This window comes from Desulfomicrobium aestuarii (genome assembly GCF_055385525.1).
The window spans coordinates 2,353,976-2,380,957 of the sequence record NZ_AP042427.1; the positions used below are offsets into that span (position 1 = coordinate 2,353,976).

Consider the following 26,982-nt stretch of genomic DNA (forward strand, 5'->3'; position numbering starts at 1 on the left):
CGGGCAGGGCCTATGCTATTTCACTTCCAGCTTCTCCGTCAGCGTCATGCCCTTCGCCCCTGCGTAGAACACGACGAGCTTCACGACCCCGCTGCCGACGTTCCGCCCCGTGTGCGTCACATCGACGACTTCGGCCAGGAGGTCGCCCGCCTTCAGGAGCTTCTGCCGCCCGTCCTGCAGCGTGACCTCGAGTTCCCCTTCGATGACCATGGCGAAGGACGGGACGGAGTGCCTGTGCCACCCGGTTTCCTGCCCCGGGTCGACCTCGATGAGCATACCCGTCACTTCCGCCTGCCCCTTGGGGTATTCGATCTGCTTCCCGTCCCAGCTCGAATCCGTCCGCAGCCCGAGGGTGGAACGGACGCCGGGCGCCGGGTCCAGGCAGTATGCGGGACTCCAGACGGTCAGCAGCACCGCCAGCATGAACGTCGCTTTGAATGTCAGTCGCATCGTTTCTCCATCGTTGATCGTGTTCGCAGCGAACCCGCCGAGAGCGGCAGTCGTCTACAGCCGCGTCCCGCCCTCGGCCAGGCTCTTGAGCCGTTCCATGTCCAGGATGCTGATCTCCTTGCCCTGGACCTCGATGAGGCCTTCCTGGCTCATCTTCCCGAGCACTCGCGAGAGGGTCTCCTGGGACGTGCCGAGGATGTTGGACAGGACGCCCTTGGTCACGTTCAGCTTGACCCGGGCCGAGACGGGCTTCAGGGACTGCTGGTGCACGAGGTAGGTGGCCAGGCGCTGGGGAATCTCCTTCAGGGACAGGTTCTCGATGAGGACCGTGAACTCGCGCAGCCGCCTGGACAGAACGGCCAGCATGTTCATGGCCAGGGACGGGCTCTCGCGGTAGAGTTCGATGAGCTTTTTGCGCGGGAAAAAGAAGAGGCTGGCCTTGGTCAGGGCCTGGGCGTTGGCCGGGTAGGTCATCCCGGCGAAGACCGGCACCTCGCCCACGGGGTCGCCCTGTCCCAGGATGTGCAGGATCTGCTCGCGGCCGTCGAAGGACATCTTGAAGACCTTCACCTGCCCGCCGGCCACCACGTAGAAGCCGACCCCCTCCCTGCCCTCCTGGAAGAGCATGTCGCCCTTGTCGAACTCGCGCAGTTCGCCGATGCCTTCCAGCCGCCGCAGTTCCTCCTCGGGCAGGCCGCGAAAGAGCGTGCTCTGCCCCATGATCGTCATGAAATCCATCCGTACCGTCCTTATCTGGTGAAAACGAAGATGTTGGCGGAGAACACGTCGGGGTCGAACCCGCTGCCGGCGTAGTCCGAGACGTGTTCGACCAGCCGGAAGCCCCGCGCCTCGTGACCGGCGACGATGTCGGCCGACGGCAGGGGGTGCAGGCGCACCTGGTCGTCGAAGACCCGTCTGCCCTCGATGTCCAGGCCCGTGCGGAAAGTCAGGCTTTCCGGGGTGATGTCCTCGTAGGCGCGGTGGAAGACCGCGCCCTCCATGACCTTGGGCGGGAAGACGAAGGAAGGCAGGCCCAGGACGTAATCCCAGTTCATGACCTGCACGATCCAGACCCCGTCCGGCAGCAGGCGTTCGGCCACGTCCTCGACGCAGGACCAGAAGCGGCCCTGCGGCAGGTGGGCCGCCGTGTTCCCGATGCAGTAGATCATGCTCCAGGGCCCGCCCAGGGTCCTGAACTCCGCCATGTCCAGGACATGGAACTCGGTCTCCGGAGCTCGCGTCCTGGCCTGGGAGACCATGGCCTGGTCCAGGTCCAGGCCAACGGCCTGGATGCCGTCGCGGGTGAAGGCGGAGCAGTAGTCGCCCGTGCCGCAGCCCAGATCCAGCACCGGCCCGCCCCGGTCGCCAAGGTGGTGGTTCAGGAAGGCGTAGACGCCGGGGCTGAAGGGAAAGATGCGGTCGTACCACTCGGCGAACTTGGAATACATGGACATGGCGGCCTCCTTGTCGTGAACGCGAATCAGAACACCTTGATATGTCCGAGCCGTCCCAAGGTCCAGCCCGGAGAGGAAGTTCGATGGCACGGCCTCCTCCCGGTCGTGGCGAAAAAACACCCCGTACGTTGTGGGAAAACAACAGACGAACGATCCACCAACGACGGCTTCCCGAATCGACTTCATAACCATCCGTTATGCAAGGTTTTCAAATAAAATCGCGGCCCGGCAGCCAAATTGCAATCCGGTTCATGCTTCTGTATTGCCCGTGAACAACACACTGAACAATCACACAACAAAACTGAGCACAGGAACAACACCGCACATGAACACCCAGATGAACGCAAGCCAGCAACTCCTCATCAAGAACATCCTCCAGGCCCCCATCCAGGACGATCCGAACCAGGAGATCGTCTACGCAGGGACTCTCCGCTTCACCTACGCGCAGTTCCGCGAACGCGTGGCCCGTCTGGCCTCGGCCCTCATGGCCCAGGGCGTAGGCCCCGGCGACACCGTGGCCGTCATGGACTACGACAGCCACCGCTACCTGGAGTGCTACTTCGCCATCCCCATGATCGGCGCGGTCCTGCACACCATCAACATCCGCCTCTCGCCCGAGCAGATGGTTTACACCATCGGCCACGCCGAGGACGACGTCATCCTCGTCAATTCCGACTTCCTGCCCCTGCTGGAGCAGATCCGGGGCCGGCTCGACACGGTGGAGAAGTTCATTCTGCTGACCGACGGTGGCGACGCGCCCGCCACCTCGTTGCCCCTGGCCGGCGAGTACGAGGCGCTCCTGGCGGCAAGCGCCCCCCTGGCCGACTTCCCGGACTTCGACGAGAACACCCGCGCCACGACATTCTACACCACGGGCACCACGGGCCTGCCCAAGGGCGTCTACTTCAGCCACCGCCAGCTCGTGCTGCACACCCTCGGAGGTCTCGCCGCCCTGGGCTCAAACGCCACCCAGGGGCGCTTCCACCGCGAGGACGTGTACATGCCCATCACGCCCATGTTCCACGTCCACGCCTGGGGCATTCCCTACATGGCCACCATGCTCGGCGTGAAGCAGGTCTACCCCGGCAAGTACATCCCGGAGGCCCTGGCCCGGCTCATCGCCACTGAGAAGGTCACCTTCAGCCACTGCGTGCCGACCATCATGCACATGCTCCTGACGGACCCCAAGTGCGCCCAGTACGACCTCTCTCGCTGGCGGGTGGTCATCGGCGGCGCGGCCATGCCCAAGTCGGTCTGCGCCGCGGCCCTGGACCGCGGCATCGACGTCTTCGCCGGGTACGGCATGTCCGAGACCTGCCCCATCCTGAGCCTCTCCCATCTTTCCGACGCCGAACTTGCGCTTGACCGCGACGCCCAGATCGCCCTGCGCACCCGCACGGGCAAGTCCCTGCCCATGGTGCGGCTGCGGCTGGTGGACGAGGAGGGGCGCGAGGTACCAAGCGACGACAAGACGCCCGGCGCCCTGCAGGTTCGCGCCCCGTGGCTGACGGCCTCCTACCTGAAGGACGAGAGCAACTCCAAAAGGCTGTGGACCGACGGGTGGCTCAACACGGGCGACGTGGCCTGCCGCAACGCCGAGGGCAGCCTGCGCATCACGGACCGCACCAAGGACGTCATCAAGGTCGGCGGCGAGTGGGTCAGCTCCCTGGAGATGGAGGACATCATCCTCCAGCACCCCGACGTGGCCGAGGCCGCGGTCATCGGCCGGCCCGACCTGCGCTGGGGAGAGACGCCGCTGGCGCTGGTGGTGCCCAAGCCGGGCGCAGCCCCGCAGGAGAAGGAGATCGTCCAGCACGTCAAGGGCTTCGTGGACAGAGGCGTGCTGCCCAAGGAAGCCGTGCTCCTGCGGGCGCGCCTGGTGGACGCCATCGCCAGGACGAGCGTGGGCAAGACCAACAAGGTGGCCATGCGCGAAACGTATCTGAAGGACAACGAGGACTAGACGCGCAACGCGCTTTCATTCGGGGCCTTCCTGCGGCGCAGGGAGGCCCTTTGTCATTCCGGGCCGCCTGACAGGCCGAAACGCCGCCTGTATGCGCCCGGCGACAGCCCCGTCAGTTCCCGAAAGGCCTTGAAAAAGGCCGTCGCGTCGGCATATCCCACCATGGACGAGATTTCGCCCGTCGACTCGCCGCCCGTTTCCAGCAGGCGTTTGGCCCGCTCGATGCGTACTGCCTGCAGATATTGGGCGGGGGTGCGGCCCACGGCCCTGCGGAAGCGTCGCAGCAGGGTTCGCCCGGTCAGGTGCGCGGCCGCAGCCACTTCGCCGATCCTCACGGGTCGGGCGTAGTTGTCCTCCATCCAGCGCCGCGCCGCCGCCACGGCCTCGTCCCCGGCGGAAGGCAGGGACAGCAGGCTCATGTACGGGGTCTGACGAATCCGGCCGGGGTCGAGAAGAAGCGTCCTGGCGCAGGACAAGGCCGCCTCCGGCGATACGTGGCGGGCGACGAGGTGCAGGGCCAGATCGAAGTAGGCCGTCACGCCGCCGGCGCAAATGTAGTCGCCGCCGTCCACGAGCATGCGGTCCGGCTCCAGGGCGACGTCGGGGTAACGGGCGGCGAAGGCCTGCGCCAGCCCCCAGTGGGTGGTGGCCGGACGCCCTCGGAGGATGCCTGCCTCGGCCAGGAAGAACACGCCTGCGCAGGCCCCGCAGGCCACGGCCCCGGAAGCGTGCGCCCGACCGACCCACGAGGCCGGCGCTGCATCCGGTTCCGTCAGGCCGAAGGCCGGAGGGACGTAGACGATGTCCCACTGCCCCAGATCCGGTCCAGCGTCGCCGAGGGCGGCGTCCGCCTGCAGCAGGGCACCGGCGAAACAGCGCACCGGTACGCCGTCGGCGCTCAGCACGGCGGTCTCGAACACCTCCCGTCCCGAAGCCAGATTGGCCACGGCCAGCGTATCGGAAAATCCGTGCACGCCCGAGGCGAGGCACGAGTCGTAAGCCAGGATTCCCACACGCATGACGCCCTCCCGATTGTCGATTCAGGCAATTTTTTTGTCCAATCCGACCATTCCGTCAAGCCATTCCAGCCACTATGTTTCCGACATGCGCGGCGAAGGTCGCCGTGCCGAAAACACGGAGGCATCCATGAACGCATCGCACAAGGCCCTCATCGTCATCGACCTGCAGAACGACTATTTCCCGGGCGGGGCTTTTCCCCTCTGGAACGCCGACGCAACCCTCGGCAACGTTCTGGGCGCCATGAGGACGGCGCGGGAGGTCGGACTACCTGTCATCCTCGTGCAGCACGTGGCCGACGCCACCAAAGGCCTCGCGCCGTTCTTCAACGCCGGCACCACGGGAGTGGAACTGCACCAGGAGGTCAGGGCGGCGGCGCCGGACGCGCAGGTCGTAATCAAGGCGAACGCGGACGCCTTCCTCGGAACGGGACTGGAGGGAATTCTGAAAGCATGCGGGACGGAAGAGATCCTCGTCTGCGGCATGATGACCCAGAACTGCGTGACCCACACGGCCATCTCCAAGGCGGCGGAAAAGTACCGGGTGTCTGTGCTGGCGGACTGCTGCACCACGGTCAGCGAGATGATCCACCTCATCGCCCTGAACGCCCTGGCCCCCAGGGTCGCGGTTGTCGCTGTGGCTGAGGCGCTGTGACCTGACCAGCCCAGCATGAAAAACACTTTCTCTGCGCCGCCACTTGGGAGTATTGTGCATGCAACTCGACATGGGAGGAAACCATGAAAGCGCAACTCCTGCATACATACGGCGAAACTCCTGACTTCCGTCAGGGCGAAATCGACGTCCCCGCCCTCAAGCCCGGCCACGTGCTGGTGCGGGTGGCCGCCACCAGTGTGAACCCCATCGACATCAAGATGCGGGTCATGCGGCCGGCCTTCGCACCGCCCCTGCCCGCCGTCCTGGGCATGGACGTGGCCGGCGTGGTGGAGGCCGTCGGCGAGGGCGTGGACGATTTGTGGCCCGGCGACGAGGTCTTCGGCTGCGCCGGCGGCATCACCGACATGCCCGGGGCCCTGGCCGAGTTCATGCTTTGCGACGCGCGGCTGATAGCCCCCAAGCCGACGAACCTGACCATGGAGGAGGCCGCCGTCCTGCCGCTGGTGACCATCACCGCTTGGCAGGCTCTCTTCGACCGGGCGCGGGTTACGCCGGGACAGTACGTGCTCGTCCATGCCGGGGCCGGAGGCGTGGGGCATGTGGCCGTGCAGCTGGCCAAGGCCGCGGGTGCCCGTGTGGCGGCCACCGTATCCTCGACGCAGAAGGCGAATCTGGCCAGGGAATTGGGCGCCGACAAGGTCATCGACTACCGCCAGGAGAAGCCCGAAGCATACGTGGCCAGACTGACGGACGGCAGGGGTTTCGACATCGTCTTCGACACCGTGGGCGGGGCCAATCTGGACGCCTCCTTCGCCGCGGCCGCGCCAGGCGGCACCGTGGTTTCCACCAACACGCGCTCCACCCACGACCTCTCGCCCATGCACGCGGGGGGCCTGACCCTGTCCGTGGTCTTCATGCTTCTACCGCTGCTCACCGGCCAAGGCCGCGAGGCCCACGGGGAAATCATGCGTCAGGCCGCGAGGCTGGCTTCCGCCGGCAGGCTGCGCCCCCATCTCGGGCACACCCTCTCGTGGCGGGACATCGCCAAGGCGCACGAGCTCGTGGCCTCAGGCCGGACCATGGGCAAGGTCGCGGTGCGGATCGACTGACGGCGCGGGTGCGCCCCTTGTTCCAGGCGGAATCGTGCTTATCAAAACCCGTTGACCGGCACCTCAAACAACGGAGAACCCCCATGCGCGCCGCCTCCATCGATCCCGCCCGCTTCTCCTCCCACCGCGGCCTGAACCGCCTGCAGACCCTGCTCCTGCTCGGCCTCATGACGGGTTATGCCGGCTTTGTCGGCTGGATGCTCTGGGGGCCGGACGGACTGTGGTTTCTTGTGATCTGGGGCGCGTTCCTGCTCCTCTTCTCCCCGCAGCTCTCGGCCCGCTGGGTGCTCAGGATGTACGGGGCCCGCGCCGTGCCGCCGGACCAGGCGCCCGAGTACCACCAGGCCCTGTCCGTACTGGCGGGACGCGTCGGCCTTCCCGGGCCGCCGTCCCTGTGGTGGGTGCCGAGCCCCATGGTCAACGCCTTCGCCGTAGGCAGCCGCGACGCATCGGCCATCGCCGTGACCGACGGTCTGCTGCGCACCCTCTCGCCGCGCGAACTCGTGGCCGTCCTGGCCCACGAGACTGCCCACATCGCCCACGGCGACCTCTTCGTCATGGGCCTGGCCGACGTCATCTCGCGCATCACCTCGGCCATGAGCTTCGTAGGTCTCGTACTCATCTTCATGTCCCTGCCCCAGGCCCTGGCCGGCGGCGACGTGGACTGGTGGCCCCTCATCCTTCTGGCCGCCGCCCCGCAGGTCAGCCTCCTGGCCCAGCTCGGCCTTTCCCGCACCCGCGAGTTCGACGCGGACCTGACGGCCGCCCGCCTGACCGACGACCCCGACGGGCTGGCTTCGGCCCTGCTCAAGCTGGAACGGGTCCAGAACGGCTTTCTGCGCCGCATCTTCTTCCCCGGCCGGGGCCTGCCCGAACCGTCCTGGCTGCGCACCCACCCGACCACCGAGGAGCGCGTCCGGCGCCTGCGCGACCTGCGGCCGGAACGGACGCCAGGCGCCTGGGGCGGCTACTCCTTCGAACCGCCCTCCTTCCCCCACGTCCGCCTGCGGCAGAGACCGCGCGGGGGTTGGTGGGGGTACTGGTACTGACCGTGGACCGTCTCTTCGTCTACGGCACCCTCATGGCCCCTCTGACCTGCCGAGGCCTGCTGGGCCGCACTCCGTACTGCGAACCCGCCGAACTCGAGGGGCATGAACGACGCGCGGTGCGCCACACCACCTACCCGGCCATCGTCGCAAAGGACGGCGCGACCGTTCGCGGCCTGGCGCTGCAAGAATTGTCCGAGGCGGAATTATACGCCCTCGACGAGTATGAAGGGGATGAATGCGAACGAATCCCTGTCACCATACGGGTCAGGTAGAGAAACTCGAAAGCCTGGGTCTACATCTGGACGGTCGGGGAAGAAAGCCTGGAACCGGCGGGCCGAACCTCGGAGAACTTCCGCGTCAGCGGGACTGCGCAAATTCGCCGTACATGGCCCGGTAGTCTTCGACGGCCCCGGCGGGCAGCCAGTGCTCGAAGGCCCGGCGGTACTCCGGCGTGTTCCTGTGCCGCTCCAGCACGGCGTTGACACGCCCGATCATTTCCGTCCCCCAGGTGGTGCGCGGCGCGGCGACGCGGCCGACGACCGGGACCAGGGCCTCGCTCAGGGGCACGAGGGAGAAGGCGTTCTCCCTGCCCTTCATGCGCGCCACATACGTGGCCTCGAACGGGAAGGCGAGCACCCCGTCCACCCTGCCCCGCTGGAGCATGTCCAGCAGGCTGCCCAGAAGGTTGGAGCCCGTATGGGCCACGATGCGCGACGGGTCGGGCGCGGTCCGCAGCACGGAGTCCACCTCGGGGCCGTAGGACCTGTCCACAGCCACGCCAAGAATCTTCCCGGACACGAAATCGCGCAGTGAGACGCGGCCGCCCTGCCCGACGCCCGCCGAACCGGCCCGGACCACGAGACAGACCGGGGGGACCAGCACGCACGGCATGGAATACTGCATGATGGCGTTCCGCTCCGGGTTGGGGATGATCCCCACCGCCAGGACCTTCTCCCCCTGCTTCATCCAGTTCATGGTTCGGCTCAGGTTGGCGGTCAGGACATGGTGATCCAGATCCGGCATCTCGCGCCTCATGAGATCGTGGATCATGTCCGAAGGCCCCTGACCAACGTACGGCCCTTCGACGATGCGCAGGGGGGGGAAATCCGCGTGCATCCAGGTCACGGCGTCGGCTGCGCCCTCGGCGGCCGGAGACGCGCCCGGCAGGCCGAGGCAGAGGATGACGAGCACCACTTTGCATAAATTCGACAACATAGACAAAATGTAAGACAAATCGGCGCGAACTTCAACACTCTTGCGCCGCGTATGACATTCGCGTTTCGAACGCCCCGGATGCGCAAGCGGCGACCCAGGGCCGGAATTGCCGAATTTTCGCTTTATTCGACGGCCCGACAGGCTTATGATCCGGGAAACTCCACGGAGAAGCCGCCATGTCGCACCACTCGCACCGTTTTGGATACGCGGAGCTCACCGACCGCCTGAACCGCTGCCCCCAGGGCGCCCCGCCCTCCGAATCCCTGCACAAGATCCTTAAAATTCTCTTTTCCGAGCGCGAGGCCGAGCTCATCGCCCTGCTGCCCATCAGGCCCTTCACGGCCGAAAAGGCGGCCGAGGTCTGGAAGATGGACCTGACGCAGGCCAGAAACATCCTCGACGACCTGGCCGGACGGGCCATGCTCGTCGACGTCGAAGGCGAGGACGGCCGCACGACCTACATCCTGCCCCCGCCCATGGCCGGCTTCTTCGAATTTTCGATGATGCGCACGCGCGGCGACATCGACCAGAAGGCCCTGGCGGAACTCTTCTACCAGTACCTGAACGTCGAGGAGGACTTCGTCAGGGCCCTCTTTGCCGACGGCGAGACCCAACTCGGCCGCGTCTTCGTGCAGGAGCCCATGCTCTCGACCGAAAACGCCATGCACGTGCTCGATTACGAGCGGGCCAGCGAGGTCATCCGCACGGCCTCCCACCGGGCCATCAGCACCTGCTACTGCCGGCACAAGATGCAGCACGTGGGCCGGGACTGCGACGCGCCCAAGGACATCTGCATGACCTTCAACACCTCGGCCGCGTCCCTGGCACGCCACGGCCACGCCCGCCCGGTGGACACGGCCGAGTGCCTGGACCTGCTGGACCGGGCCCAGGAGCACGGCCTGGTGCAGTTCGGGGAAAACGTACGCGAGCGGGTCAACTTCATCTGCAACTGCTGCGGCTGCTGCTGCGAGGCCATGATCGCGGCCCGCAAGTTCGGCAGTCTCCACCCCGTGCACACCACCAACTTCCTGCCCGCGGTGGACGAAAACGCCTGCAACGGCTGCGGCAAATGCGCGGCGGCCTGCCCAGTTGAAGCCATGGGCACCGTGTCGGCCAACGATCCCAGACAACCCAAACGCAAGAAGGCCCGGGTGGACGAAAGCATCTGCCTGGGCTGCGGCGTGTGCGTGCGCGCCTGTCCGGACAAGGCCCTGTCCCTCAAGCCGCGGGAGAAGCGCGTCATCACGCCTCTCAATTCCGTGCACCGCACCGTGGTCATGGCCCTGGAGCGCGGCAAGCTCCAGCACCTCTTCTTCGACAACCGCGTGCTCTGGAACCACCGCGCCCTGGCCGCGGTGCTGGGCGTGATCCTGAAGCTCCCGCCCATCAAGCAGGCCATGGCCACGAGCCAGGTCAAGTCGCGATTCATGGAGTACCTGGTGCGGAAATTCCCGGTCTGAAGACCTGCGCGTCCCGACGTACGAAATTGCCCGGCGTCACAGCGAACGCAGACGGTGCCTGGCCCGCTCCCTCTCCTCGGCCCTCTCGATGACCGTCCGGTAGGCCAAGTAATACTTGTAGATGTTGCCCACGTAGCGGACCGTCTCCTGGCCCGTGACCTTGCCGGCGGCGACCTCCACGTTGGCGAACCACTGGTTCGGGTCCAGGCCCATGTCCGCCGTCAGGCGGCGCATGCGCGCCATGTTGCCCGGACCTGCGTTGTACCCGGCGAAGGCGAAGAGCATGCGGTTCAGGGGGCTGATGGCCGGGTCGTCGTAGTACGTGTCGATGAGGTGACGGTAGTATTTGGCCCCGGCGTGGATGTTGGTCTCCAGCCGCCGGATGTCGGGGAGGTTGATGGGCGGTCCGGCCGCGGTGCTCGGCAGAAGCTGCATGACACCCACGGCGCCCATGGGGCTGCGCGCATTCTGGTCGAGACGGGACTCCTGGTAGCCCTGGGCCGCGAGGAGCAGGAAGTCCAGGCCGTACTGACTGCCGTACATGCGGAAATACTTCACGGCCGCCTCGAAGCGGCGCATGTCCTCGCTGTCCTTGGCGTTGCGCAGGTAGCCGGACTTGATGAAGTACTTGCGGTTCAGGAAGGCCAGATCCTTCGAAGGGCGGTAATGCTTCACGAAATCGTTGATCAGCCCCAGCAGTTGCGGGTTGTCCTTGCGCACCGCCCAGGCCAGGCGCTGGCCCTGTGCCGCCACGAGATCGTCGCGGACGCGGATGCCCGGCAGCACCTCGCTCCACAGCCGGGCCCGGTACCCGTCGACCACGGTCAGGGGCAGAAGCCCGGCGCCGACCATCTCCATGATGTCCTCGCTCTCCAGACTCTCGTCCGCCGGGCGGATGTCGACCGGCGGCAGGCCCTGAGACTCCAGACGCGCGTTCAGCCCCTGCAACGTCTCGAAATAGCTGCTGGAGCGGCGCACGTAGACCTCCTTCCCCGAAAGGTCCTCGATGCTCCCAAGCTCGGGCGATTCCGGCCCCGAGACCACGACCTCGCGGACATCCGAGACCCAGGGCTCCGAAAAGGCCACCAGTTCCTCGCGGCCTGGGGTGATGGACAGGCTGGCCACGGCGATGTCCCCTCGGCCAGCATTCAGGGCCGAGATCAACTCGTCCCGCCGCACGGGGATGCAGACGACATGGACGGGGTACTTGCGGGTCTTGAGGTGCATGTTGAGCCACTTTTCGAAAGCATGTGCCACCTCGGCCGTGAACCCCTTGGTCACGGCGCCGTCGAGGTAGTAGTTCGTGCGGCTGTAGGTGACCAGGATGCGGATGTAGCGGCGCGTGCGCATCCCGTCGAGGTCGCCGCGCCAGGGGGTGTTCAGGTACTTGAACAGGGCGGCGTCCTGCCGCTCCTGCTCGGCCGCAGCCGTGGCGTTCTGGGCGTCGGCCCATGCGGCCGCCGGAAAAAGCGGGACCAAGCACAGGACCAGCGCCCATAAGACCAGGCGGCATGCACTCCATCCACGGGACAGGGCGTGCGGGCCGGCAGCCTTCATTGCCGGGAAAGACATGAGTTCAACCTCCAGCCGGGATGCGGGAGCATCGAGTTACATGGCCCCGCGCCCAAGGTTCACGCCCGTGGCCTCGGCCGTGCGGATGAGCTGGTGGTCCAGGGGCACGGTGCGGCACAGGCCGGCCAGTTCCGAGAGGGGGACGAGCACGATGTCCGGCGTCTTCAGGGCGACCATGGTCCCGAAATCGCCGCGAGCCGCCGCGTCCACGGCCGCCGCGCCCAGGCGCGTGCCAAGCACCCGGTCGAAGGTCGTGGGCGAGCCGCCGCGCTGAATGTGGCCCAGGACCGTGGTCCGCACTTCGAGCGGGATGCGCTCCCGGATCTGGTTGGCCAGGTGGAAGCCGATGCCGCCCAGCTGCTCCACGCCCTGCAGGCGGCCGGCGGCCGAACCCTGGGTGATGCGCTGGCCGCCCTCCTCGCGGGCCCCTTCGGCCACCATGATGATGCTGAACGGGCTCTTGCCGCGGATGCGGTGCTGGATCTTGGTCACCACGTTGTCGAGGTTGTAGGGAATCTCGGGAATGAGGATGATGTGCGCGCCCCCGGCCAGCCCCGACTCCAGGGCGATCCAGCCGGCGTTGCGGCCCATGACCTCGAGGATCATGACCCGGTCGTGGCTGCGGCCGGTGGTGTGCAGCCGGTCCATGGCGTCGCAGGCCACCTGCACGGCCGTCTGGAAGCCGAAGGTGTAGTCCGTGCCTTCGAGGTCGTTGTCGATGGTCTTGGGGATGCCGACCACGGGCATGCCCATCTGCTGAAACTTGTGCGCCAGTTCCAGGGTGCCCTCGCCGCCGACCACGAACAGGCAGTCGAGGCCGAGCATCCTGAAGGTGTCCATGGCCTGTTCGGACAGGTCGCTGACGGTGATCTGCCCTTCCTCGTCGAACTCGCGGTAGGCGAAGGGGTTGCCCTTGTTGGTCGTGCCCAAGATCGTCCCGCCCAGGGTCAGAATGTCCTTGGTGTTCCCGGTGGTCAGCTTCATGGTGCGGCCGAAGATGAGACCGTCGAAGCCGTTCTCGAGCCCCAGCACCTCTGCGCCGTACTGGATGATGGCCGTGCGGGTCACGGCCCGGATGACGGCGTTGAGACCGGAGCAGTCGCCCCCGCCCGTCAGGATACCTACGCGTTTCAAGGCCATGATTCCTCCTGGAAGATGCGATGATTACATGATTTTTCCCCTACACCGGGCCGCTTTGCGCGTCCATCCCTCGAAATCCCCGAAACGTCGAGGGCCTGCCGGCATCATGCCGGCAGGCCCTCTGGTTTTTGATCAGTTGAGCGCGGTTCCGGACCCGCGCTTTATCCTTCAGACGTCGTCGGGTCGATGACGGTCTTGACCTCGGTTACGCTGTTGGCCGGGAAGCCGCCGCGGGTGGCGTGCTCGCGTACGGCCGCCTCGTTCTCGGCGATGTACACGCAGTAGATCTTGTCCGGCGTGACGAAGCTCTCCACCCACTGGATGGACGGGCCCATCTCCCTGAGCACGCCGCAGGAATGCTGGGAGATGCCCTTCAGGGTCTCGGCGGACATGCTGCCCGCGCCGGGAATCTCGCGCTCGATGATGTACTTCGGCATACAGTCTCCTTCCGGTTAGAGGACCGTGGCGGGTGAATGCGGTACGCGTCGCCACAGGAATTATCCGCGGAGGTGGTACTTTCAAATATGTGTCCAACACGAGTCATGATCTGGAAAATCATGGTGTTGCGTGCCGGTGACACCACATCGAAGGGCCCGAATGGGCCCATATCGACACAATCTCAGCTGAATTCCGTATCAAAATGATCCACAAATACGCGACACGGGAGCAAACCGCGCCAAGCCTGCGCCGTCAGCGGGAGCGCGTAGCCATCAGGCCAGGGCCTGATCCAGGTCGGCCAGAATGTCGTCGATGTGCTCGATGCCCACGGACAGGCGCACCAGGTCCGGCGTGATGCCGGCCGCGGCCTGTTCGGCCTCGGACAGCTGCGAGTGCGTGGTGCTGGCCGGGTGAATGGCCAGGGACTTGGCGTCGCCGACGTTGGCCAAATGCGAGAACAGGCCCAGGCGGTCGATGAAGCGCCGCCCGGCGTCGAGGCCGCCCTGCACGCCGAAGACGACCATGCCGCCGCTGCCGCGCGGGAACATGGTCTTGGCCAGCTGGTGGGACGGGTCGCCCGGCAGGCCGGGATAGCGCACCCAGGACACCTTGGGGTGGGCCGACAGGAAATCGGCCACCTGCAGGGCGTTCTCGCTGTGCCGTTCCATACGCAGGGCCAGGGTCTCCAGGCCCTGCAGGAAGATCCAGCAGTTGTCGGGCGACAGACACGCGCCGAGGTTTCTGAGCGGCACAAGGCGCATGCGCATGATGAAGGCCAGGGGATTCAACTCGCCCAGGTCGCGGGCGTAGCGCAGGCCGTGGTAGGACGGGTCGGGCTCGTTGAAGAGGGCGAACTTGGGGTCGGTCCAGTCGAAGGTCCCGCCGTCGACCACCGCCCCGCCGATGGCCGTGCCGTGCCCGCCGATCCACTTGGTCAGCGAATGCACGACGATGTCCGCCCCGTATTCCAGCGGCCGGAACAGGTACGGGGTGACGAAGGTCGCATCCACCACCAAGGGTAACCTGTGTTCGTGGGCGATGGCCGCCAGGGCCTCGATGTTGGCCACGTCCAGGGCCGGGTTGCCGATGACCTCGGTGTAGATGAGTCTGGTGCGCTCGTTGATGGCCGCGCGCACCGCCGCAGGGTCGTGGATGTCGACGAAGCGCGTGGTGATGCCGGCGTCGGGCAGGATGGACGCGAACATGGTGTGCGTGCCGCCGTAGAGGGTCGAGGACGAGACGAGCTCGTCGCCCTGACGGCAGATGTTGATGACCGTGTAGTGGATGGCCGCCGTGCCCGAGGCCAGGGCCAGGGCCGCCTTGCCGCCCTCGAGCATGGCCAGGCGCGTCTCCAGGGCTTCCTGGGTGGGGCTGCCGAGGCGCGTGTAGATGTGCCCGAGCTGGCGCAGGGCGAAGAGGTCGGCGGCGTGGTCCGCGTTCTTGAACAGATAGGCCGAGGTGCGGTGCACGGGCACGGCGCGGGAGCCCGTGGCGTCCGGGGCGTACCCTGCGTGCAGGGCCTTGGTCTCGAATCGTTGCATGTTTCCTCCTGTCCGGGCCGAGCCCGGGGGCCGCGTCCTCACGCGGCGGTTATCATGAAAATTCCGTATGACGCCAGCAGGTTGGGCCAGAAGCGCACCTGTCTGGCCCCGCCGTCCGCGGCCGGGTTCACGGCCAGGGAGCGGGTGATGGCGAAGGGTACGGCCCGGGAATAGGCCTTGAAATCCTCCAGGCTCAGCACGCGGATGTTGGGCGTGTTGTACCACTGGTACGGCAGCTCCGGCGTTACGGGCACGTGGCCCGAGAAGGCCATCTGCAGGCGGACCTGCAGGCAGCAGAAATTGGGGAAGCTGACGATGCCCCGCCGCCCGACCCGCAGCATCTGGTTCAGCAGTTCCGTGGGCTTGTAGGCCTGCTGCAGGGTCTGGGACACGACCACGTAGTCGAAGGCATTGTCCGGGAAGCCGGGGAGCTCCGTGTTGATGTCGCCGTGGATGACCGAAAGCCCCTGGGCGACGCAGGACACGACCTCGTCCTCGTCGTGCTCGATGCCCAGGCCCTTGACCCCCTTGGTGTCGCGCAGGTGGCGCAGGAGCCGGCCGTCGGCGCAGCCCAGGTCCAGCACGCGGCTGCCCGGCTCGATCCACGAGGCCACGATGCGCAGGTCGAAGCGCAGGTCCGGCGCGGCGTCCGCGCAGCGTTCAGCAGCCATGGAGCCCTCCCAGGAAGCCGCGGATGACGGTCTCCAGCCGCTCGTCGGGCAGCAGGAAGGCGTCGTGCCCCCACGGCGCGGTGATTTCGCAGAAGCTGACGTCCCGCCCCAGGGCCTTCAGCACGTCCACCACCTGGCGCGACTGGTAGGTCGGGTAGAGCCAGTCCGAGGTGAAGGACACGAGCAGGAAGCGGGCCGCGGTCCCGGCCAGGGCTCGCCTGGCGGGGCTTTCGGGGTTGCCCAGGTCCAGGTCGAAATAGTCGGCGGCCTTGGTCACGTAGAGGAAGGCGTTGGCGTCGAAGCGCTCCACGAATTTTTTGCCCTGGTGGTGCAGGTAGCTCTCGACCTGGAAATCGCCCTCGAAATTGAAGGCGAAGGCCCCGCCGCGCAGCTCGCGGCCGAACTTCACGTGCATGGACTCGTCCGAAAGGTAGGTGATGTGCCCGATCATTCGCGCCACGGCCAGCCCCAGGTCCGGCCGCACGCCGTCGTAATAGTCGCCGTTCTTCCAGTTGGGGTCGCTCATGATGGACTGCCGGGCCACCTCGTTGAAGGCGATGGCCTGGGCCGAGTGGCGGCTCGTGGTGGCCAGGGCGATGATCCCGTCCACCATCTCCGGGTAACTGGCCGCCCACTGCAGGGTCTGCATGCCGCCGAGGGACCCGCCGACCACGGCCCGCAGGCGCTCGACGCCGAGATGACGAACGAGCTCGCGCTGGGCGCGGACCATGTCGGGGATGGTCACGATGGGGAAATCCAGGCCCCAGTAGCGTCCCGTGGCTGGGTTGATGGAGGACGGGCCGCAGGAGCCCATGCAACTGCCGATGACGTTGGAGCAGATGACGAAGTGCCGGTCGGTGTCGATGGGCTTGCCCGGACCGACATAGTGCTCCCACCAGCCGGGCCTGTCGTCGCCGGCATGGTAGCCGGCCACGTGGGCGTCGCCCGTCAGGGCGTGGCAGATGAGCACGGCGTTGGAGCGGTCGGCGTTCAGCTCGCCGTAGGTCTCGTAGGCCAGGGACACGGGCCCCAGGCCCACTCCGCTGTCCAGGGTCATGGCGTGGGGCGGGTGGGCGAAGGTGAAGGACTGGGTGCGGACAATGCCGACGGTGGGTTGGGTCATCAGGTTCTCCGTTGGGCGGGCGGGATGCCCGCAAACCGAACATCTATGAACACCCGCCTCGAGGTCAAGGCCGGGAACGGCGCCGCGCCGTCTGGCCCTCGGCGCTCAGACGTGTTACGGAGCGCGAAAGCAACCACCGGAGGTCCCATGCTCAGAACCGACCTGCTCGAACAGCTCGACACACCCACCCCGTGGGACATGATCATCATCGGCGGCGGGGCCACGGGCCTGGGCTGCGGCGTGGACGCGGCCAGCCGCGGCTACCGCGTCCTGCTCCTGGAGGAGCGCGACTTCGCCCAAGGCACGTCCAGCCGCTCCACCAAGCTCGTTCACGGCGGCGTGCGCTACCTGCAGCAGGGCAACGTGGCCCTGGTCATGGACGCCCTGCACGAGCGCGGCGTGCTGCTCAGAAACGCCCCCCACCTCGTCTCCAACCAGGCCTTCGTCGTGCCGGACTACGCCTGGTGGGAGCGGCCCTTCTACGGCATCGGCCTCAAGCTCTACGACATGCTGGCCGGCAAGCTCGGCTTCGGCCGTTCGCGCATCCTCTCGCGGGCCAAGACCCTGAACATGATCCCCAACCTCGAACCCACGGACCTGCGCGGCGGGGTCATCTACTACGACGGCCAGTTCGACGACGCGCGCCTGGCCGTCACCCTGGCCCGGACCATGGAGGACCTGGGAGGCCTGCCCGTCAACCACATGGGCGTCACGGGCCTGCTCAAGGACGAGAACGGCCAGGTCTGCGGCGTGGAGGCCACGGACTCCCTGACCGGGGACATTCGCCACCTGCGGGCCAAGGTCGTCGTCAACGCCACGGGCATCTTCGTGGACTCGGTCATGCGCCTGGACGACGCCGCGGCCCCGCCCCTCATCGCCCCGTCCCAGGGCATCCACCTGGTCCTGGACAAGTCCTTCTCACCAGGCGACACGGCCATCATGGTCCCGCACACCGACGACGGCCGCGTCATCTTCCTCGTGCCCTGGCACGGCCGCGTCCTGGTCGGGACCACGGACACGGCCCTGGACGCCCCCGCGGCCGAGCCCCGGCCCCTGGACGAGGAGATTGAGTTCCTGCTGGAGCACGCCGGCCGCTACCTGACGCGCGACCCGAGGCGCAGCGACGTGCTGAGCGTGTTCACCGGCATCCGGCCCCTCATCCGGGCCCAGGGCACCGACCGCACGGCGTCCCTGTCCCGCGACCATCACCTGACCATCTCCCAGAGCGGCCTGGTGACCATCGCCGGCGGCAAGTGGACCACGTACCGCAAGATGGGCGAGGACACGGTGACCCAGGCCGCGCGCCTGGCCGGACTGCCGTCGCGCTCGTGCAAGACCGAGAACCTGCCCCTGCACGGCTGGATGAACGGCCTGGACCCCCGTGACCACCTCTCGGTCTACGGCAGCGACATCGAGGACATCCGCGAACTGATCCGCCACGACCCGGACCTTGGCCGGCCTTTGCACTACAAGCTACCCTACCTGAAGGCCGAGGTGGTCTGGGCCGTGCGCCGCGAGTGGGCCATGACCCTGTCCGACGTGCTGCGCCACCGCACCCGCGCCATCGTGCTGGATGCGGCAGTGAGCATGGAGATCGCCCCCGACGTGGCCGCCGTCATGGCCCGGGAACTGGGGCGCGACGCAGAGTGGGTCGAGGAGCAGGTCCGCGCCTACCGCGAACTGGCCAGAAGCTGCCTGGCCGAGTGACGTTGCGCCGCAACGTCGGCACGAAATCGGCTGAAACTGCCCGCGCGCCCCGCACGGGCGTATGATGAAAGGAGAAGACCATGAAGATGCTGCACGCGGCCCTGGCGGCCGTCCTCGTGCTCCTGCTCGCGGGCTGCTTCGGCGAGCCCTCGGAAACCGATATCCGCGCGGCCCTGGAGAGAAACATCGCCAGACACAGCGAATCCCTGAACCAAACGACCCAGATGTTCGGTGGCGCAGGCCAGTTTCTCACGGACATGATCGGCAAGGCCGAGATCCACTCCGTGAAGAAGATCGGTTGCGTGGCGGCCAAGGACGCGCCGGGCTACGTCTGCGACGTGGAACTGGACATGACCGTACCCCTGACGGGCCGCAAGAAGGACATGACCACCGCCCGCTTCGTCAAGGGCCCGGACGGCTGGGTGGTTGCGGAGTAGATAAAGAAGGCTGTTTGGACGATATGGACGGTATGGACGAGATGGACCCGATGGACAGGGCCCTGCCCGGTGCCTTTGGGGGCGTCCATAGCGTCCATAAGGTCCTTTCAGTCCACTTCGTCCATCATTCCTGCCCCTTCCCCCTCAGCAAGGCCAGCGCCCTGGCCGGAAAATCCGTAATGATGCCCGCGGCGCCCTCGGCGGCCAGGCGGAGCATGTCCTCCGGGCGGTTCACGGTGTAGGCGTTGACGTCGAAGCCGGCCTCCCGGAAGGCGGCCGCTCGCCCTGGGGCCAGGGTCCGCACGCAGGGGTTCAGGGCCGCGGCGCCCAGGTCCCGCAGGCCGGCCAGGATGTCCGCCACGGGCGCGGCCGTGGCCTTTTCGTCCAGCAGCAGGCCCACGGGCACCTCCGGGCACAGCTCGCGGAAGAGCTCCAGCGAGGCCCGGCGGAAGGACGAGACGAGCACCTTGTCACCGCCCAGGCCCGACTCCCGGATCAGCCGCACCGTCTCGTAGACCAGCAGGGCGTCGTCACCGCCCAGCATGTCCTTGATCTCGACGTTCACGGCCAGTCCCGCGCCGCGGGTCCATTCCAGGGCCTCGGCCAGGGTCGGGACGCGTTCCCCGGCGAAGGCGGCCAGTTCCTGCGGCGAAACCTCGCCGGCGGCCACTGTGCCGAAAGGATCGCGCCCGACGAACCAGCTCCCGGCGTCCAGGGAGCGGAGTTGCGCCAGGGTCAGCCGGTCAGCGCGGTGGTCGGCCCGGCCGGGCATGTCCGGCCGCCGGGCGATGTCGGTGACGCGCCGCAGGCCCTGGTCGTGGGCGACCACCACGGCGCCGTCCAGGGTCAGGCGAACGTCCAGCTCCCAGCCGAAGGCGCCCTGGGCCAGGGCTGCCCTGGCCGCGGCCAGCGTGTTTTCCGGGGCTACGCTGCGCGCCCCGCGATGGGCCCAGACTTTGGGAAGGGGAAATGGGTGTGGCATGCAAAGCTCCTGATAGGGGCAAGAATAATGGACAAAATGGACGGCATGGACCTTATGGACGAAATGGACGCCCCCGAAAGGCGCTGGCCATGACCCTGTCCACCAGGTCCATCTCGTCCATAACGTCCATTTCGTCCATCCCGTCCTTCACAAGCCCAACCCTTTTTCCTTGCGCAGCGGGCAGACCACCTTGCCGGTTATGTCCTGTCCGTGCCGGTCCTCGCTGTCGTCCGAAAGGCGGTGCCCGATGGCCTCGATTTCGTCCAGATTCTCGAAGAAGAGATCCACGATCCTGGGGTCGAACATGCCGCCGCGCTCGCGGCGGATGAAGTCCAGGACCTTCTCCTTCGGCCAGGCCTGCTTGTAGACCCGCCCGAGGGACAGGGCGTCGTAGACGTCGGCCAGGGCGCAGATGCGTGCGGGCAGGCTGATCTCATCGCCTTTCAGGCCGCAGGGGTAGCCGGTGCCGTCCCAGCGCTCGTGGTGCTGCAGGGCGATGGTCCGCGCCGCGGCCATGAGCTTGCGGTCCGAAGTGTGCAGGATGCGCTGGCCGATGACGGTGTGGTGCTTGATGCTCTCGTACTCGTCGTCGCTGAGCGTTCCGGGCTTGTTGAGGATGGAGTCCGGGATGCCGATCTTGCCGATATCGTGCATGGGCGCCGCGGCCTCGAGGATGAGGATCTCCTCGGGGCCGAGGCCGTACTTCTCGCCCAGCAGGGCCGAATAGGCGGCCACCCGCCGCACGTGGTTGGCCGTCTCCTGGGAGCGCGATTCGATGACCTCGCCCAGGGTGGTCAGCATTTCGCGCTGGGTCTCGATCATCTCGCGGTTGAGGGTCATGATCTCGGCGTTGCCCCGGTTGATCCTGCGCTGCTTGATGACATTCAGGACCAGGAGCGCGATGATCACACCAAGCACGGCGATGACGCCCAGAGCCGACAGGATGACCTCGCGATGCATCTCGAAAAAGGACAGGGGGCGGTTCAGCACGACCGCGCCCGGCGGCAGGGCATCGGCAGGGATGGAGAAACGCGACAGCGCTGCGAAATCGTAGGTGTGCCGGTTCACCTCCTGCAGCCCGCTGTAGGCGTGCGGGGGGTTCTTCCCGGCCAGGCGGTCCAGCAGGGTCGCTGCGGCCTTGTGGCCGTGCCCGAAGGCGCTGGTCACGCACCCGCCGACCACGCCCGTGCCCATCTGGAAGTCCCAGGCCACGTAGACCGGCACGGGCGAGGCTGCGGCCAGGACCCGCGGGACGTCACCGGCCGCAAAAACCTCCCCCGCCGCGTCCTGGAAATAGACCAGCAGGTAGATGATCTCCCCCTTGGCCCGCTCCCTGGCGAAATCCTCGAGCTGCGCCCTGGTCATGGGCGGCGCCACGTCCACCTCGACCTGTCCGGACAAAGCCCTGGCCTGTTCCAGAAACTCGCGCAGGATGGACTTGCCCGTGAGGGTGTCGTCGATGACGACATGGACCTTCCGCGTCCCGGGGTTCTGCCTGAGGGCCGCGCCGAGCGTCTCCACGTGCGCCAGCCTCTCGACGATGATGTTCATGTCCTCGGCGCCCGACGGCACTGACTTCAGGTCGTTGATGCCGCAGGCTGCCACGGGTGTGCCGGGGAACAGCTCCGCCCGGTGCCGGACCGTGAAGTCCATGGCGTGGTCGTCGGTCAGGATGATCCCGTCGAACCGCTCCCCGGCGTACTTCTCGCGGAAAAGCTCCAGCAGCCGGGCCTGGTACTCGGGCGAGTCGTGATGCTTGGCGTCCATGTGCTCCACGCGCCAACGCGCCCGGACCTCCGGCGAGTCCAGGACCGAGACGATCCCCGCCTGCATGTCCCGCGTCCAGGCGTAGTCCGGGGCGTAGGAGTGGATGACGAGCACACGGGGGCCGTCCTGCCCCGCCGCAGACGCCGCGACAGGCGCCACTCCGGCGACGAGGAAGGCCAGAAACACTGCCAAGCGGATGCACGATCGGATGTCCATGATGTCTGCCTAACACCCGGCTGCGGTGGGGGGCAAGCGGTTCGAGGAGTCCATATCCGTGTTCGAAACACCGCGCTGCTGCGTCTCGAATACTCGGACCGTGCCCGCCAGGACGCGGACCGGACATCGCCCCGACATGGCCGTTTACAGAATCCCGGACTCCCCTTATGGGAGCTGTGCCTTGGTCGGTGGGCTTTCGCGCAACCGTGAAAATCCGGCGTTCCCATCCCTGTTCGTCACGTCCGTTTCCAGCCTCGGACCCCGGAACGTTTCGACCCAACTCCAGAGCAAAACACCAAAAGCGTCATCCGGCTCGGGTGACGCAGCGGAGCAGCATCCATGAATTTTCGTTCCGTCTCTTTCTGGGGACCGGTGGTCTCCGTGGTGCTCATCGCGGCGGCCCTGCGTTTCCTGAACCAGGAACTCAGCCACGTCAGCGTCGACCAGATCTGGTCCGCCCTGTCCTCCATCCCGCGCCGGGGCATCGGTCTCGCCCTGGCCCTGGCCGTGCTCAACTACGTGGTCCTGGCCGGGTACGAGCTCTTCGCCTGCCGCTACGCCGGGGTGCCCCAGCCCTTCAGGCGCATCGCCATCTCGTCCTTCATCGGCAACGCCTTCGCCAACACCCTGGGCTTCTCCTTCCTCTCGGGGAGTTCCATCAAGTTCCGCCTCTACGCAGCCTGGGGCCTGTCCACGGCCGACGTGGGGCGTATCACCATCTTCACCACCGCGAGCCTCTGGCTCGGCCTGGTGGGTCTGGGGGGGCTGGCCCTGCTGCTGAGTCCCGAAGCCGCCCGCACCCTGGCCCTGGGCGGCGACATCCTGGGTGCGGTCCTGACGGCCGTGCCGCTGCTGTACATCCTTCTGTCGACCCGCTGGCGCTCGCCCGTCTCGATCCTCGGCTTCCAGATCCCGGCCCCTGGCACGGCCACGGCGGCGGTTCAGGTGCTCTTCTCGGTCCTGGACTGGGGCCTGTCCGGCCTGATCCTCTACGTGCTGCTGCCGGGCGACCCGGGACTGACGGTCTTCTTCACCCGCTTCATGCTGGCCCAGCTGGCCGGCGTGGTCAGCCAGGCCCCCGGCGGGGTGGGCGTCTTCGAAACGGCCTTCATGCTGCTCACGCCCGACGCCGCGGACAACGGCGGCCTGTTCGCCGCCCTGCTGGCCTTCCGCTGCATCTACTACATCCTGCCGCTGCTGCTGGCGGCCCTGACCCTGGCCGTGCGCGAAGCCCTGGAAACCGTCCCGGTCCTGCGTCTCCTGGCCCACGCCGGCGTGCGCGGCAGCGCGACCCTGGTGCCCCAGGCCCTGGCCGCCCTGACCTTCGCCTCGGGGGCCGTGCTGCTTCTGTCCGGCGCCACGCCGTCCCTGGCCGGCAGGCTGCAGTGGCTGATGGAGCACCTGCCGGGTTCGGTAGTGGGCGGGTCGCACCTCATGGGCAGCGTCATCGGCATGTGCCTGCTCTTCCTGGCCCGCGGCATCCAGCGCCGCCTGGACGTGGCCTTCCACCTGACGGCGGTCATGCTGGCCCTCGGGATGCTCGCCGCCCTGCTGCGCGGCGGCGACTACGAGGAAGCCATCGTCCTCGGCGTCGCCCTGACGCTGCTCGTGGCCAACCGCGCGCGCTTCTCCCGCCATTCGAGCATGTTCTCGGACCGCTTCACCCCAGGCTGGATCGTGGCCATGGCCCTGGTCCTGACCGCCACCACGGCCCTTGCCGCCACGTCCTGGAAGCTCGGCGGCCAGGCCGACGATTTCTGGCTGACCCTGACCACGGACGGCTCCGTGCCCGACGTGGTCCGCGCCTGGGCCGGGGCCGGCACTGCCGGACTGTGCCTGGCCTTCATGCGCCTGCTGGCCCCGGCGCCCTATCGCCCCGCGCCCGTGAGCCCCGAAGACGAGGAATGCGTGCGGGGCATCGTGGCCCGTGCCCCGCACACCCGCGCCAACCTGGCCCTGCTGGGCGACAAGACCTTTCTCTTCAGTCAAAGCCGCGAGTCCTTCCTCATGTTCGGCGTCACCGGACGGACCTGGGTGACCATGGGCCCGCCCGTGGGCCGCGAGGACGAAGCCCAGGAGCTCATCTGGCAGTTCCGCGAAACCTGCGACCGCCACTGCGGGCGCCCCGTCTTCTACGGCGTGCCCCAGGACCGGCTGCACCTCTTCTGGGACACGGGCCTGAACCTGCTGAAGATCGGCGAGGAGGCCATCGTCGACCTGCCGTCCTTCCACCTGAACGGCGCGTCCCGGCAGGGGCTGCGCTACAAGAAGAACAACCTGGAGAAGAACGGCTGCGTCTTCGAGGTCATCCCGCCGGAAGGGTTCGAGGGCATCGGCGGCGAACTCCGCGCCGTGTCCGACGCCTGGCTGTCCCTCAAGAACGCCCGCGAAAAAGGGTTCTCCCTGGGGCGCTTCGACGCCGACTACCTGGCCCGCTTCCATACGGCGGTTGTCCGCCGGGAAGGCCGCATCCTGGCCTTCGGCAACGTCTGGACGGGCGGCAGGACCGAACTGGCCATCGACCTCATGCGCTTCGTGCACGGCGCGCCGCGCGGCGTCATGGACTACCTGCTCTTCATGCTCATGTTCTGGGGCCAGCAGCAGGGCTTCACGCGCTTCAACCTCGGCGTCTCGCCCTTCTCGGGCCTGGAGACCCACGCCCTGGCCCCGACCTGGAACAAAGTCGGCAACTTCCTCTACTCCCACGCCGAGGATTTCTACAACTTCCGGGGCCTGCGCGCCTTCAAGGAGAAGTTCGGGCCCGCCTGGGAGCCGAACTACCTGCTGGCCCCGGGCGGCCTGGCCCTGCCCGGAATCCTGACCGAGGTGGCCGCGCTGGTGGCAGGCGGCGTGCGCGGGATGGTGGGCAAATGAAGGGCCTGATCCGACTCGTCGTTTTCCTGGCGCTCCTGTCCCAGTCAGGACAGGGCCTGGCCGGCACGCTGGCCTTCGGTCCCTTCGGAGAACTGATCCTGCGCGGCCGTCAGACGGACCCGGCCATGGTAGTCATCGTGCTCTCCGACGGCTCGGGCTGGGGCGAAACCGAGGAGGAGCTGGCCAGGGTCGCCGGAGAGGCCGGGGCCCTGGTGGCGGGCGTGGACGTGAAGCGCTACTTCGAAAACGTGGCGCGGGAGAACTACGAGCCCAACGTGTCCTTCGAGCTCGAATCCATGAGCAAATACGTACAGAAGAGCCTGGGCCTGCCGCGGCTCACGGCCCCGCTGCTCGTCGGACACGGCGCCGGCGCCGGCATCGTCTACGCGAGCCTCGCGCAGGCGCCCGCGGGGACGTTCCCGACCGGCGTGAGCCTCGGCTTCAGGCCGGAACTGAAACTGGCGCAGCCCTTCGGCGTCGGCAGGGGGCTGACGTGGACGCGAACGGCCGGGGGCGTGCGCTACGAGCCCTTCGCCAAGGCGGATCTGCCCTGGACCGTCGTTCAGGCCCAGAAGGACCCGGTCTTTCCGGAAGCCGCCCTGCGCGACTTCATCGGCGATCTGGGCGGCGTGCGGTCAATGATCCTGCCCGGCGCGGCCGGTTATGGCGACACGGCGGCGTGGCGCGATATCATCGGCAAAACCCTGACGGACCACGCACAGGCTTCGCCCGGCCGGCTCAGCGAGGGGCAAGGCGACGTCGACGATCTGCCACTCGTGGAGGTGCCCGCCAAAGGACAGGCCTCGGACACCCTGGCCGTGTTCGTCACGGGCGACGGCGGCTGGGCCGGCATCGACAAGGACATCGCGGCCAACCTGGCGAAAAGCGGAATCGGCGTCGTGGGCCTCGACTCCATGAAGTACTTCTGGACCAAACGCACGCCCGAGGGCGCCGGCGCGGACCTGGCGCGGATCATGCGCCACTACCTCGCGGCCCGAGGCGCGAGGCGCGTCATCCTCATCGGCTTCTCCCTGGGGGCCGACGCCCTGCCGCCCATGGTCAACAACCTGCCGCCCGACCTGCGCGGGACCGTCCGCCAGATTTCCCTGCTGGCTCCGAGCAGGTTCGTGGAGCTGGAGTTCCATGTCTCGGACTGGCTCCACGACGACGAGGCCGCCCAGGACATCGCCCTGCTCCCCGAGGTCCGCAGGCTCGCGCCCATTCCCCTGCTCTGCCTTTACGGCCAGGAGGAAAAATCCTCCCTCTGCCACGAACTGAGCCCCGACGAGGCCACCATCGTCGCGCTCCCAGGTTCCCATCACTTCAACGGGGACTACGCCCGCGTCGCGGCCCTCATCCTGGAACACCTGCGGAAGTTCTGAGTCCTCGGGACCAGGCGACGCCCCGACCTCCGGTCGTTGACGGGTTTTGCGCGAAGCGGTTCAGGCTGCACGCAACCGTTCCGTCGCCATGAACCGCGCCCGCCCGGTTCCTGCTGACTTTTTCCGCCAAGGGCGCTACAACGGCTCAACCGACGCGGGCTTCGCGTCCCGAAAACACGGCGTGGCACAGGCACCGCCGCAACCCCGACCGACGCCATGACCGACTTCTACGAATCCAACGCCCGGGCGTACTTCGAGCGCACCAACCGCATCGACCCCTCGCCCATCCTCGAACCGCTGCTGCCCTACCTGCGGCCGGGCGGCGCCATCCTCGACATCGGCTGCGGCTCGGGCCGCGACCTCAAATGGTTCAAGGCGCGGGGCTTCGACCCAACGGGCCTGGAGCGCTCCCCGTCCCTGGCCGTCCTGGCCAGCGACCACTCGGCCTGCCCCGTGACCATGATCGACCTCTTCGACTACAACCCGCCCATGCACTACGACTGCATCCTGCTCATCGGCACCCTGGTCCACCTGCCCAAGCCGGAATTCCCCAGGGCCATGAGCAAGGCCAAGCGCATGCTCAAGGCCGGCGGCATCATGTACGTCAGCATGAAGGCCTGGGGAGGCAGCGAGGAAGCGGGGGACGGCAGGGTCTTCCAGCTCTGGTCCGACTCGGAGCTGCGCCGCGAGTTCGACCGGGCGGGGCTGCGCGTGCTGGAGCACACCCGCAGCCGGTCCCTGCTGGGCAACCGGGACGTCTGGCTCGGGTACATCCTCCGCGCCGACAACTGAACCGGATT

General features: G+C 67.3%; 24 protein-coding genes. 11 read left to right on the forward strand and 13 right to left on the reverse strand.

Annotation, left to right across the window (positions count from 1 at the left end):
• Window positions 1-15: 15 nt before the first annotated feature.
• From ACZ5AC_RS10620 to ACZ5AC_RS10630, 3 genes are read right to left on the reverse strand one after another with little or no spacing between them, the layout of a single operon-like run.
• Window positions 16-450 (reverse strand): cupin domain-containing protein, encoded by a 435-nt coding sequence (locus ACZ5AC_RS10620; RefSeq protein ID WP_464247593.1) that lies wholly within the window; start codon window positions 448-450, stop codon window positions 16-18.
• A gap of 54 nt (window positions 451-504) precedes the next feature.
• On the reverse strand, window positions 505-1,188 hold the full coding sequence (locus tag ACZ5AC_RS10625; protein WP_464247594.1) for a Crp/Fnr family transcriptional regulator: 684 nt from the start codon (window positions 1,186-1,188) through the stop codon (window positions 505-507).
• A gap of 11 nt (window positions 1,189-1,199) precedes the next feature.
• On the reverse strand, window positions 1,200-1,904 hold the full coding sequence (locus ACZ5AC_RS10630; protein ID WP_464247595.1) for a class I SAM-dependent methyltransferase: 705 nt from the start codon (window positions 1,902-1,904) through the stop codon (window positions 1,200-1,202).
• A 325-nt stretch (window positions 1,905-2,229) separates the two neighbouring features.
• Between ACZ5AC_RS10630 and ACZ5AC_RS10635 the strand changes: the two genes are divergently transcribed.
• Window positions 2,230-3,867, forward strand: coding sequence for a fatty acid--CoA ligase (locus ACZ5AC_RS10635; protein WP_464247596.1), 1,638 nt, complete (start codon window positions 2,230-2,232; stop codon window positions 3,865-3,867).
• Between the two features lie 53 nt (window positions 3,868-3,920).
• On the opposite strand, the gene ACZ5AC_RS10640 is transcribed toward ACZ5AC_RS10635, so the two are convergent.
• A complete protein-coding gene (locus ACZ5AC_RS10640) occupies window positions 3,921-4,886 on the reverse strand; it encodes a GlxA family transcriptional regulator (RefSeq protein WP_464247597.1) in 966 nt (321 codons plus the stop codon).
• A gap of 127 nt (window positions 4,887-5,013) precedes the next feature.
• On the opposite strand from ACZ5AC_RS10640, the gene ACZ5AC_RS10645 reads away from it, so the two are divergent.
• From ACZ5AC_RS10645 to ACZ5AC_RS10660, 4 genes are all read left to right on the forward strand, one after another.
• The gene (locus ACZ5AC_RS10645) at window positions 5,014-5,538 is read left to right on the forward strand and encodes a cysteine hydrolase family protein (protein ID WP_464247598.1); all 525 of its coding nucleotides are present in this window, start codon (window positions 5,014-5,016) and stop codon (window positions 5,536-5,538) included.
• Between the two features lie 83 nt (window positions 5,539-5,621).
• Complete coding sequence (locus tag ACZ5AC_RS10650; RefSeq protein ID WP_464247599.1) at window positions 5,622-6,608, forward strand: zinc-dependent alcohol dehydrogenase family protein; 987 nt, start codon at window positions 5,622-5,624, stop codon at window positions 6,606-6,608.
• An 83-nt stretch (window positions 6,609-6,691) separates the two neighbouring features.
• Window positions 6,692-7,657, forward strand: coding sequence for a zinc metalloprotease HtpX (locus ACZ5AC_RS10655; RefSeq protein ID WP_464247600.1), 966 nt, complete (start codon window positions 6,692-6,694; stop codon window positions 7,655-7,657).
• Complete coding sequence (locus ACZ5AC_RS10660; RefSeq protein WP_464247601.1) at window positions 7,639-7,929, forward strand: gamma-glutamylcyclotransferase family protein; 291 nt, start codon at window positions 7,639-7,641, stop codon at window positions 7,927-7,929. Before ACZ5AC_RS10655 ends, ACZ5AC_RS10660 begins: the two co-directional genes overlap by 19 nt.
• A gap of 85 nt (window positions 7,930-8,014) precedes the next feature.
• On the opposite strand, the gene ACZ5AC_RS10665 is transcribed toward ACZ5AC_RS10660, so the two are convergent.
• The gene (locus ACZ5AC_RS10665; protein WP_464247602.1) at window positions 8,015-8,848 is read right to left on the reverse strand and encodes a TIGR02285 family protein; all 834 of its coding nucleotides are present in this window, start codon (window positions 8,846-8,848) and stop codon (window positions 8,015-8,017) included.
• 200 nt (window positions 8,849-9,048) lie between these two features.
• Here ACZ5AC_RS10665 and ACZ5AC_RS10670 point away from each other — a divergent pair, with 200 nt between their 5' ends.
• A complete protein-coding gene (locus ACZ5AC_RS10670) occupies window positions 9,049-10,332 on the forward strand; it encodes a 4Fe-4S dicluster domain-containing protein (protein WP_464247603.1) in 1,284 nt (427 codons plus the stop codon).
• A gap of 36 nt (window positions 10,333-10,368) precedes the next feature.
• Here ACZ5AC_RS10670 and ACZ5AC_RS10675 read toward each other — a convergent pair whose 3' ends face one another.
• The 6 genes from ACZ5AC_RS10675 to metX form a co-directional block, all read right to left on the reverse strand.
• Window positions 10,369-11,904, reverse strand: a complete 1,536-nt coding sequence (locus ACZ5AC_RS10675) for an MltF family protein (RefSeq protein ID WP_464247604.1) — start codon at window positions 11,902-11,904, stop codon at window positions 10,369-10,371.
• A 36-nt stretch (window positions 11,905-11,940) separates the two neighbouring features.
• Complete coding sequence (locus tag ACZ5AC_RS10680; RefSeq protein WP_464247605.1) at window positions 11,941-13,044, reverse strand: 6-phosphofructokinase; 1,104 nt, start codon at window positions 13,042-13,044, stop codon at window positions 11,941-11,943.
• A gap of 161 nt (window positions 13,045-13,205) precedes the next feature.
• Window positions 13,206-13,481, reverse strand: coding sequence for a DUF4242 domain-containing protein (locus ACZ5AC_RS10685; protein WP_464247606.1), 276 nt, complete (start codon window positions 13,479-13,481; stop codon window positions 13,206-13,208).
• Between the two features lie 273 nt (window positions 13,482-13,754).
• Entirely contained in the window at window positions 13,755-15,023 is a 1,269-nt protein-coding gene (locus ACZ5AC_RS10690) for an O-acetylhomoserine aminocarboxypropyltransferase/cysteine synthase family protein (protein ID WP_464247607.1), read from the reverse strand.
• Window positions 15,024-15,061: 38 nt separating this feature from the next.
• Window positions 15,062-15,694: a methionine biosynthesis protein MetW gene (gene metW, locus ACZ5AC_RS10695; RefSeq protein ID WP_464247608.1), complete on the reverse strand. Its 633-nt coding sequence runs from the start codon at window positions 15,692-15,694 to the stop codon at window positions 15,062-15,064.
• Entirely contained in the window at window positions 15,684-16,817 is a 1,134-nt protein-coding gene (gene metX, locus ACZ5AC_RS10700) for a homoserine O-acetyltransferase MetX (RefSeq protein WP_464247609.1), read from the reverse strand. Before metX ends, metW begins: the two co-directional genes overlap by 11 nt.
• A gap of 147 nt (window positions 16,818-16,964) precedes the next feature.
• Here metX and ACZ5AC_RS10705 point away from each other — a divergent pair, with 147 nt between their 5' ends.
• Window positions 16,965-18,524, forward strand: coding sequence for a glycerol-3-phosphate dehydrogenase/oxidase (locus ACZ5AC_RS10705; RefSeq protein ID WP_464247610.1), 1,560 nt, complete (start codon window positions 16,965-16,967; stop codon window positions 18,522-18,524).
• Window positions 18,525-18,604: 80 nt separating this feature from the next.
• A complete protein-coding gene (locus ACZ5AC_RS10710; protein ID WP_464247611.1) occupies window positions 18,605-18,961 on the forward strand; it encodes a hypothetical protein in 357 nt (118 codons plus the stop codon).
• A gap of 124 nt (window positions 18,962-19,085) precedes the next feature.
• Here the strand turns inward: ACZ5AC_RS10710 and ACZ5AC_RS10715 are convergent, their stop codons facing one another.
• Both ACZ5AC_RS10715 and ACZ5AC_RS10720 read right to left on the reverse strand, forming a co-directional pair.
• Complete coding sequence (locus tag ACZ5AC_RS10715; RefSeq protein WP_464247612.1) at window positions 19,086-19,943, reverse strand: glycerophosphodiester phosphodiesterase; 858 nt, start codon at window positions 19,941-19,943, stop codon at window positions 19,086-19,088.
• 147 nt (window positions 19,944-20,090) lie between these two features.
• Window positions 20,091-21,926 carry an HD domain-containing phosphohydrolase gene (locus ACZ5AC_RS10720; protein ID WP_464247613.1) on the reverse strand — a complete coding sequence of 612 codons (1,836 nt, stop codon included), beginning with the start codon at window positions 21,924-21,926 and terminating at the stop codon, window positions 20,091-20,093.
• A gap of 339 nt (window positions 21,927-22,265) precedes the next feature.
• Between ACZ5AC_RS10720 and mprF the strand changes: the two genes are divergently transcribed.
• From mprF to ACZ5AC_RS10735, 3 genes are all read left to right on the forward strand, one after another.
• Complete coding sequence (gene mprF / locus ACZ5AC_RS10725) at window positions 22,266-24,800, forward strand: bifunctional lysylphosphatidylglycerol flippase/synthetase MprF (RefSeq protein ID WP_464247614.1); 2,535 nt, start codon at window positions 22,266-22,268, stop codon at window positions 24,798-24,800.
• The gene (locus ACZ5AC_RS10730; RefSeq protein WP_464247615.1) at window positions 24,797-26,182 is read left to right on the forward strand and encodes a virulence factor family protein; all 1,386 of its coding nucleotides are present in this window, start codon (window positions 24,797-24,799) and stop codon (window positions 26,180-26,182) included. Before mprF ends, ACZ5AC_RS10730 begins: the two co-directional genes overlap by 4 nt.
• Before the next feature lie 216 nt (window positions 26,183-26,398).
• The gene (locus ACZ5AC_RS10735) at window positions 26,399-26,974 is read left to right on the forward strand and encodes a class I SAM-dependent methyltransferase (RefSeq protein ID WP_464247616.1); all 576 of its coding nucleotides are present in this window, start codon (window positions 26,399-26,401) and stop codon (window positions 26,972-26,974) included.
• Window positions 26,975-26,982 lie beyond the last annotated feature (8 nt).

Coding starts and splice junctions, on each gene's coding strand:
- ACZ5AC_RS10620 (WP_464247593.1), bottom strand. CDS start 450: ATGCGACTGACATTCAAAGCGACGTTCATGCTGGCGGTGCTGCTGACC.
- ACZ5AC_RS10625 (WP_464247594.1), bottom strand. CDS start 1,188: ATGGATTTCATGACGATCATGGGGCAGAGCACGCTCTTTCGCGGCCTG.
- ACZ5AC_RS10630 (WP_464247595.1), bottom strand. CDS start 1,904: ATGTCCATGTATTCCAAGTTCGCCGAGTGGTACGACCGCATCTTTCCC.
- ACZ5AC_RS10635 (WP_464247596.1), top strand. CDS start 2,230: ATGAACACCCAGATGAACGCAAGCCAGCAACTCCTCATCAAGAACATC.
- ACZ5AC_RS10640 (WP_464247597.1), bottom strand. CDS start 4,886: ATGCGTGTGGGAATCCTGGCTTACGACTCGTGCCTCGCCTCGGGCGTG.
- ACZ5AC_RS10645 (WP_464247598.1), top strand. CDS start 5,014: ATGAACGCATCGCACAAGGCCCTCATCGTCATCGACCTGCAGAACGAC.
- ACZ5AC_RS10650 (WP_464247599.1), top strand. CDS start 5,622: ATGAAAGCGCAACTCCTGCATACATACGGCGAAACTCCTGACTTCCGT.
- ACZ5AC_RS10655 (WP_464247600.1), top strand. CDS start 6,692: ATGCGCGCCGCCTCCATCGATCCCGCCCGCTTCTCCTCCCACCGCGGC.
- ACZ5AC_RS10670 (WP_464247603.1), top strand. CDS start 9,049: ATGTCGCACCACTCGCACCGTTTTGGATACGCGGAGCTCACCGACCGC.
- ACZ5AC_RS10675 (WP_464247604.1), bottom strand. CDS start 11,904: ATGTCTTTCCCGGCAATGAAGGCTGCCGGCCCGCACGCCCTGTCCCGT.
- ACZ5AC_RS10680 (WP_464247605.1), bottom strand. CDS start 13,044: ATGGCCTTGAAACGCGTAGGTATCCTGACGGGCGGGGGCGACTGCTCC.
- ACZ5AC_RS10685 (WP_464247606.1), bottom strand. CDS start 13,481: ATGCCGAAGTACATCATCGAGCGCGAGATTCCCGGCGCGGGCAGCATG.
- ACZ5AC_RS10690 (WP_464247607.1), bottom strand. CDS start 15,023: ATGCAACGATTCGAGACCAAGGCCCTGCACGCAGGGTACGCCCCGGAC.
- metW (WP_464247608.1), bottom strand. CDS start 15,694: ATGGCTGCTGAACGCTGCGCGGACGCCGCGCCGGACCTGCGCTTCGAC.
- metX (WP_464247609.1), bottom strand. CDS start 16,817: ATGACCCAACCCACCGTCGGCATTGTCCGCACCCAGTCCTTCACCTTC.
- ACZ5AC_RS10705 (WP_464247610.1), top strand. CDS start 16,965: ATGCTCAGAACCGACCTGCTCGAACAGCTCGACACACCCACCCCGTGG.
- ACZ5AC_RS10710 (WP_464247611.1), top strand. CDS start 18,605: ATGAAGATGCTGCACGCGGCCCTGGCGGCCGTCCTCGTGCTCCTGCTC.
- ACZ5AC_RS10715 (WP_464247612.1), bottom strand. CDS start 19,943: ATGCCACACCCATTTCCCCTTCCCAAAGTCTGGGCCCATCGCGGGGCG.
- ACZ5AC_RS10720 (WP_464247613.1), bottom strand. CDS start 21,926: ATGGACATCCGATCGTGCATCCGCTTGGCAGTGTTTCTGGCCTTCCTC.
- mprF (WP_464247614.1), top strand. CDS start 22,266: ATGAATTTTCGTTCCGTCTCTTTCTGGGGACCGGTGGTCTCCGTGGTG.
- ACZ5AC_RS10730 (WP_464247615.1), top strand. CDS start 24,797: ATGAAGGGCCTGATCCGACTCGTCGTTTTCCTGGCGCTCCTGTCCCAG.
- ACZ5AC_RS10735 (WP_464247616.1), top strand. CDS start 26,399: ATGACCGACTTCTACGAATCCAACGCCCGGGCGTACTTCGAGCGCACC.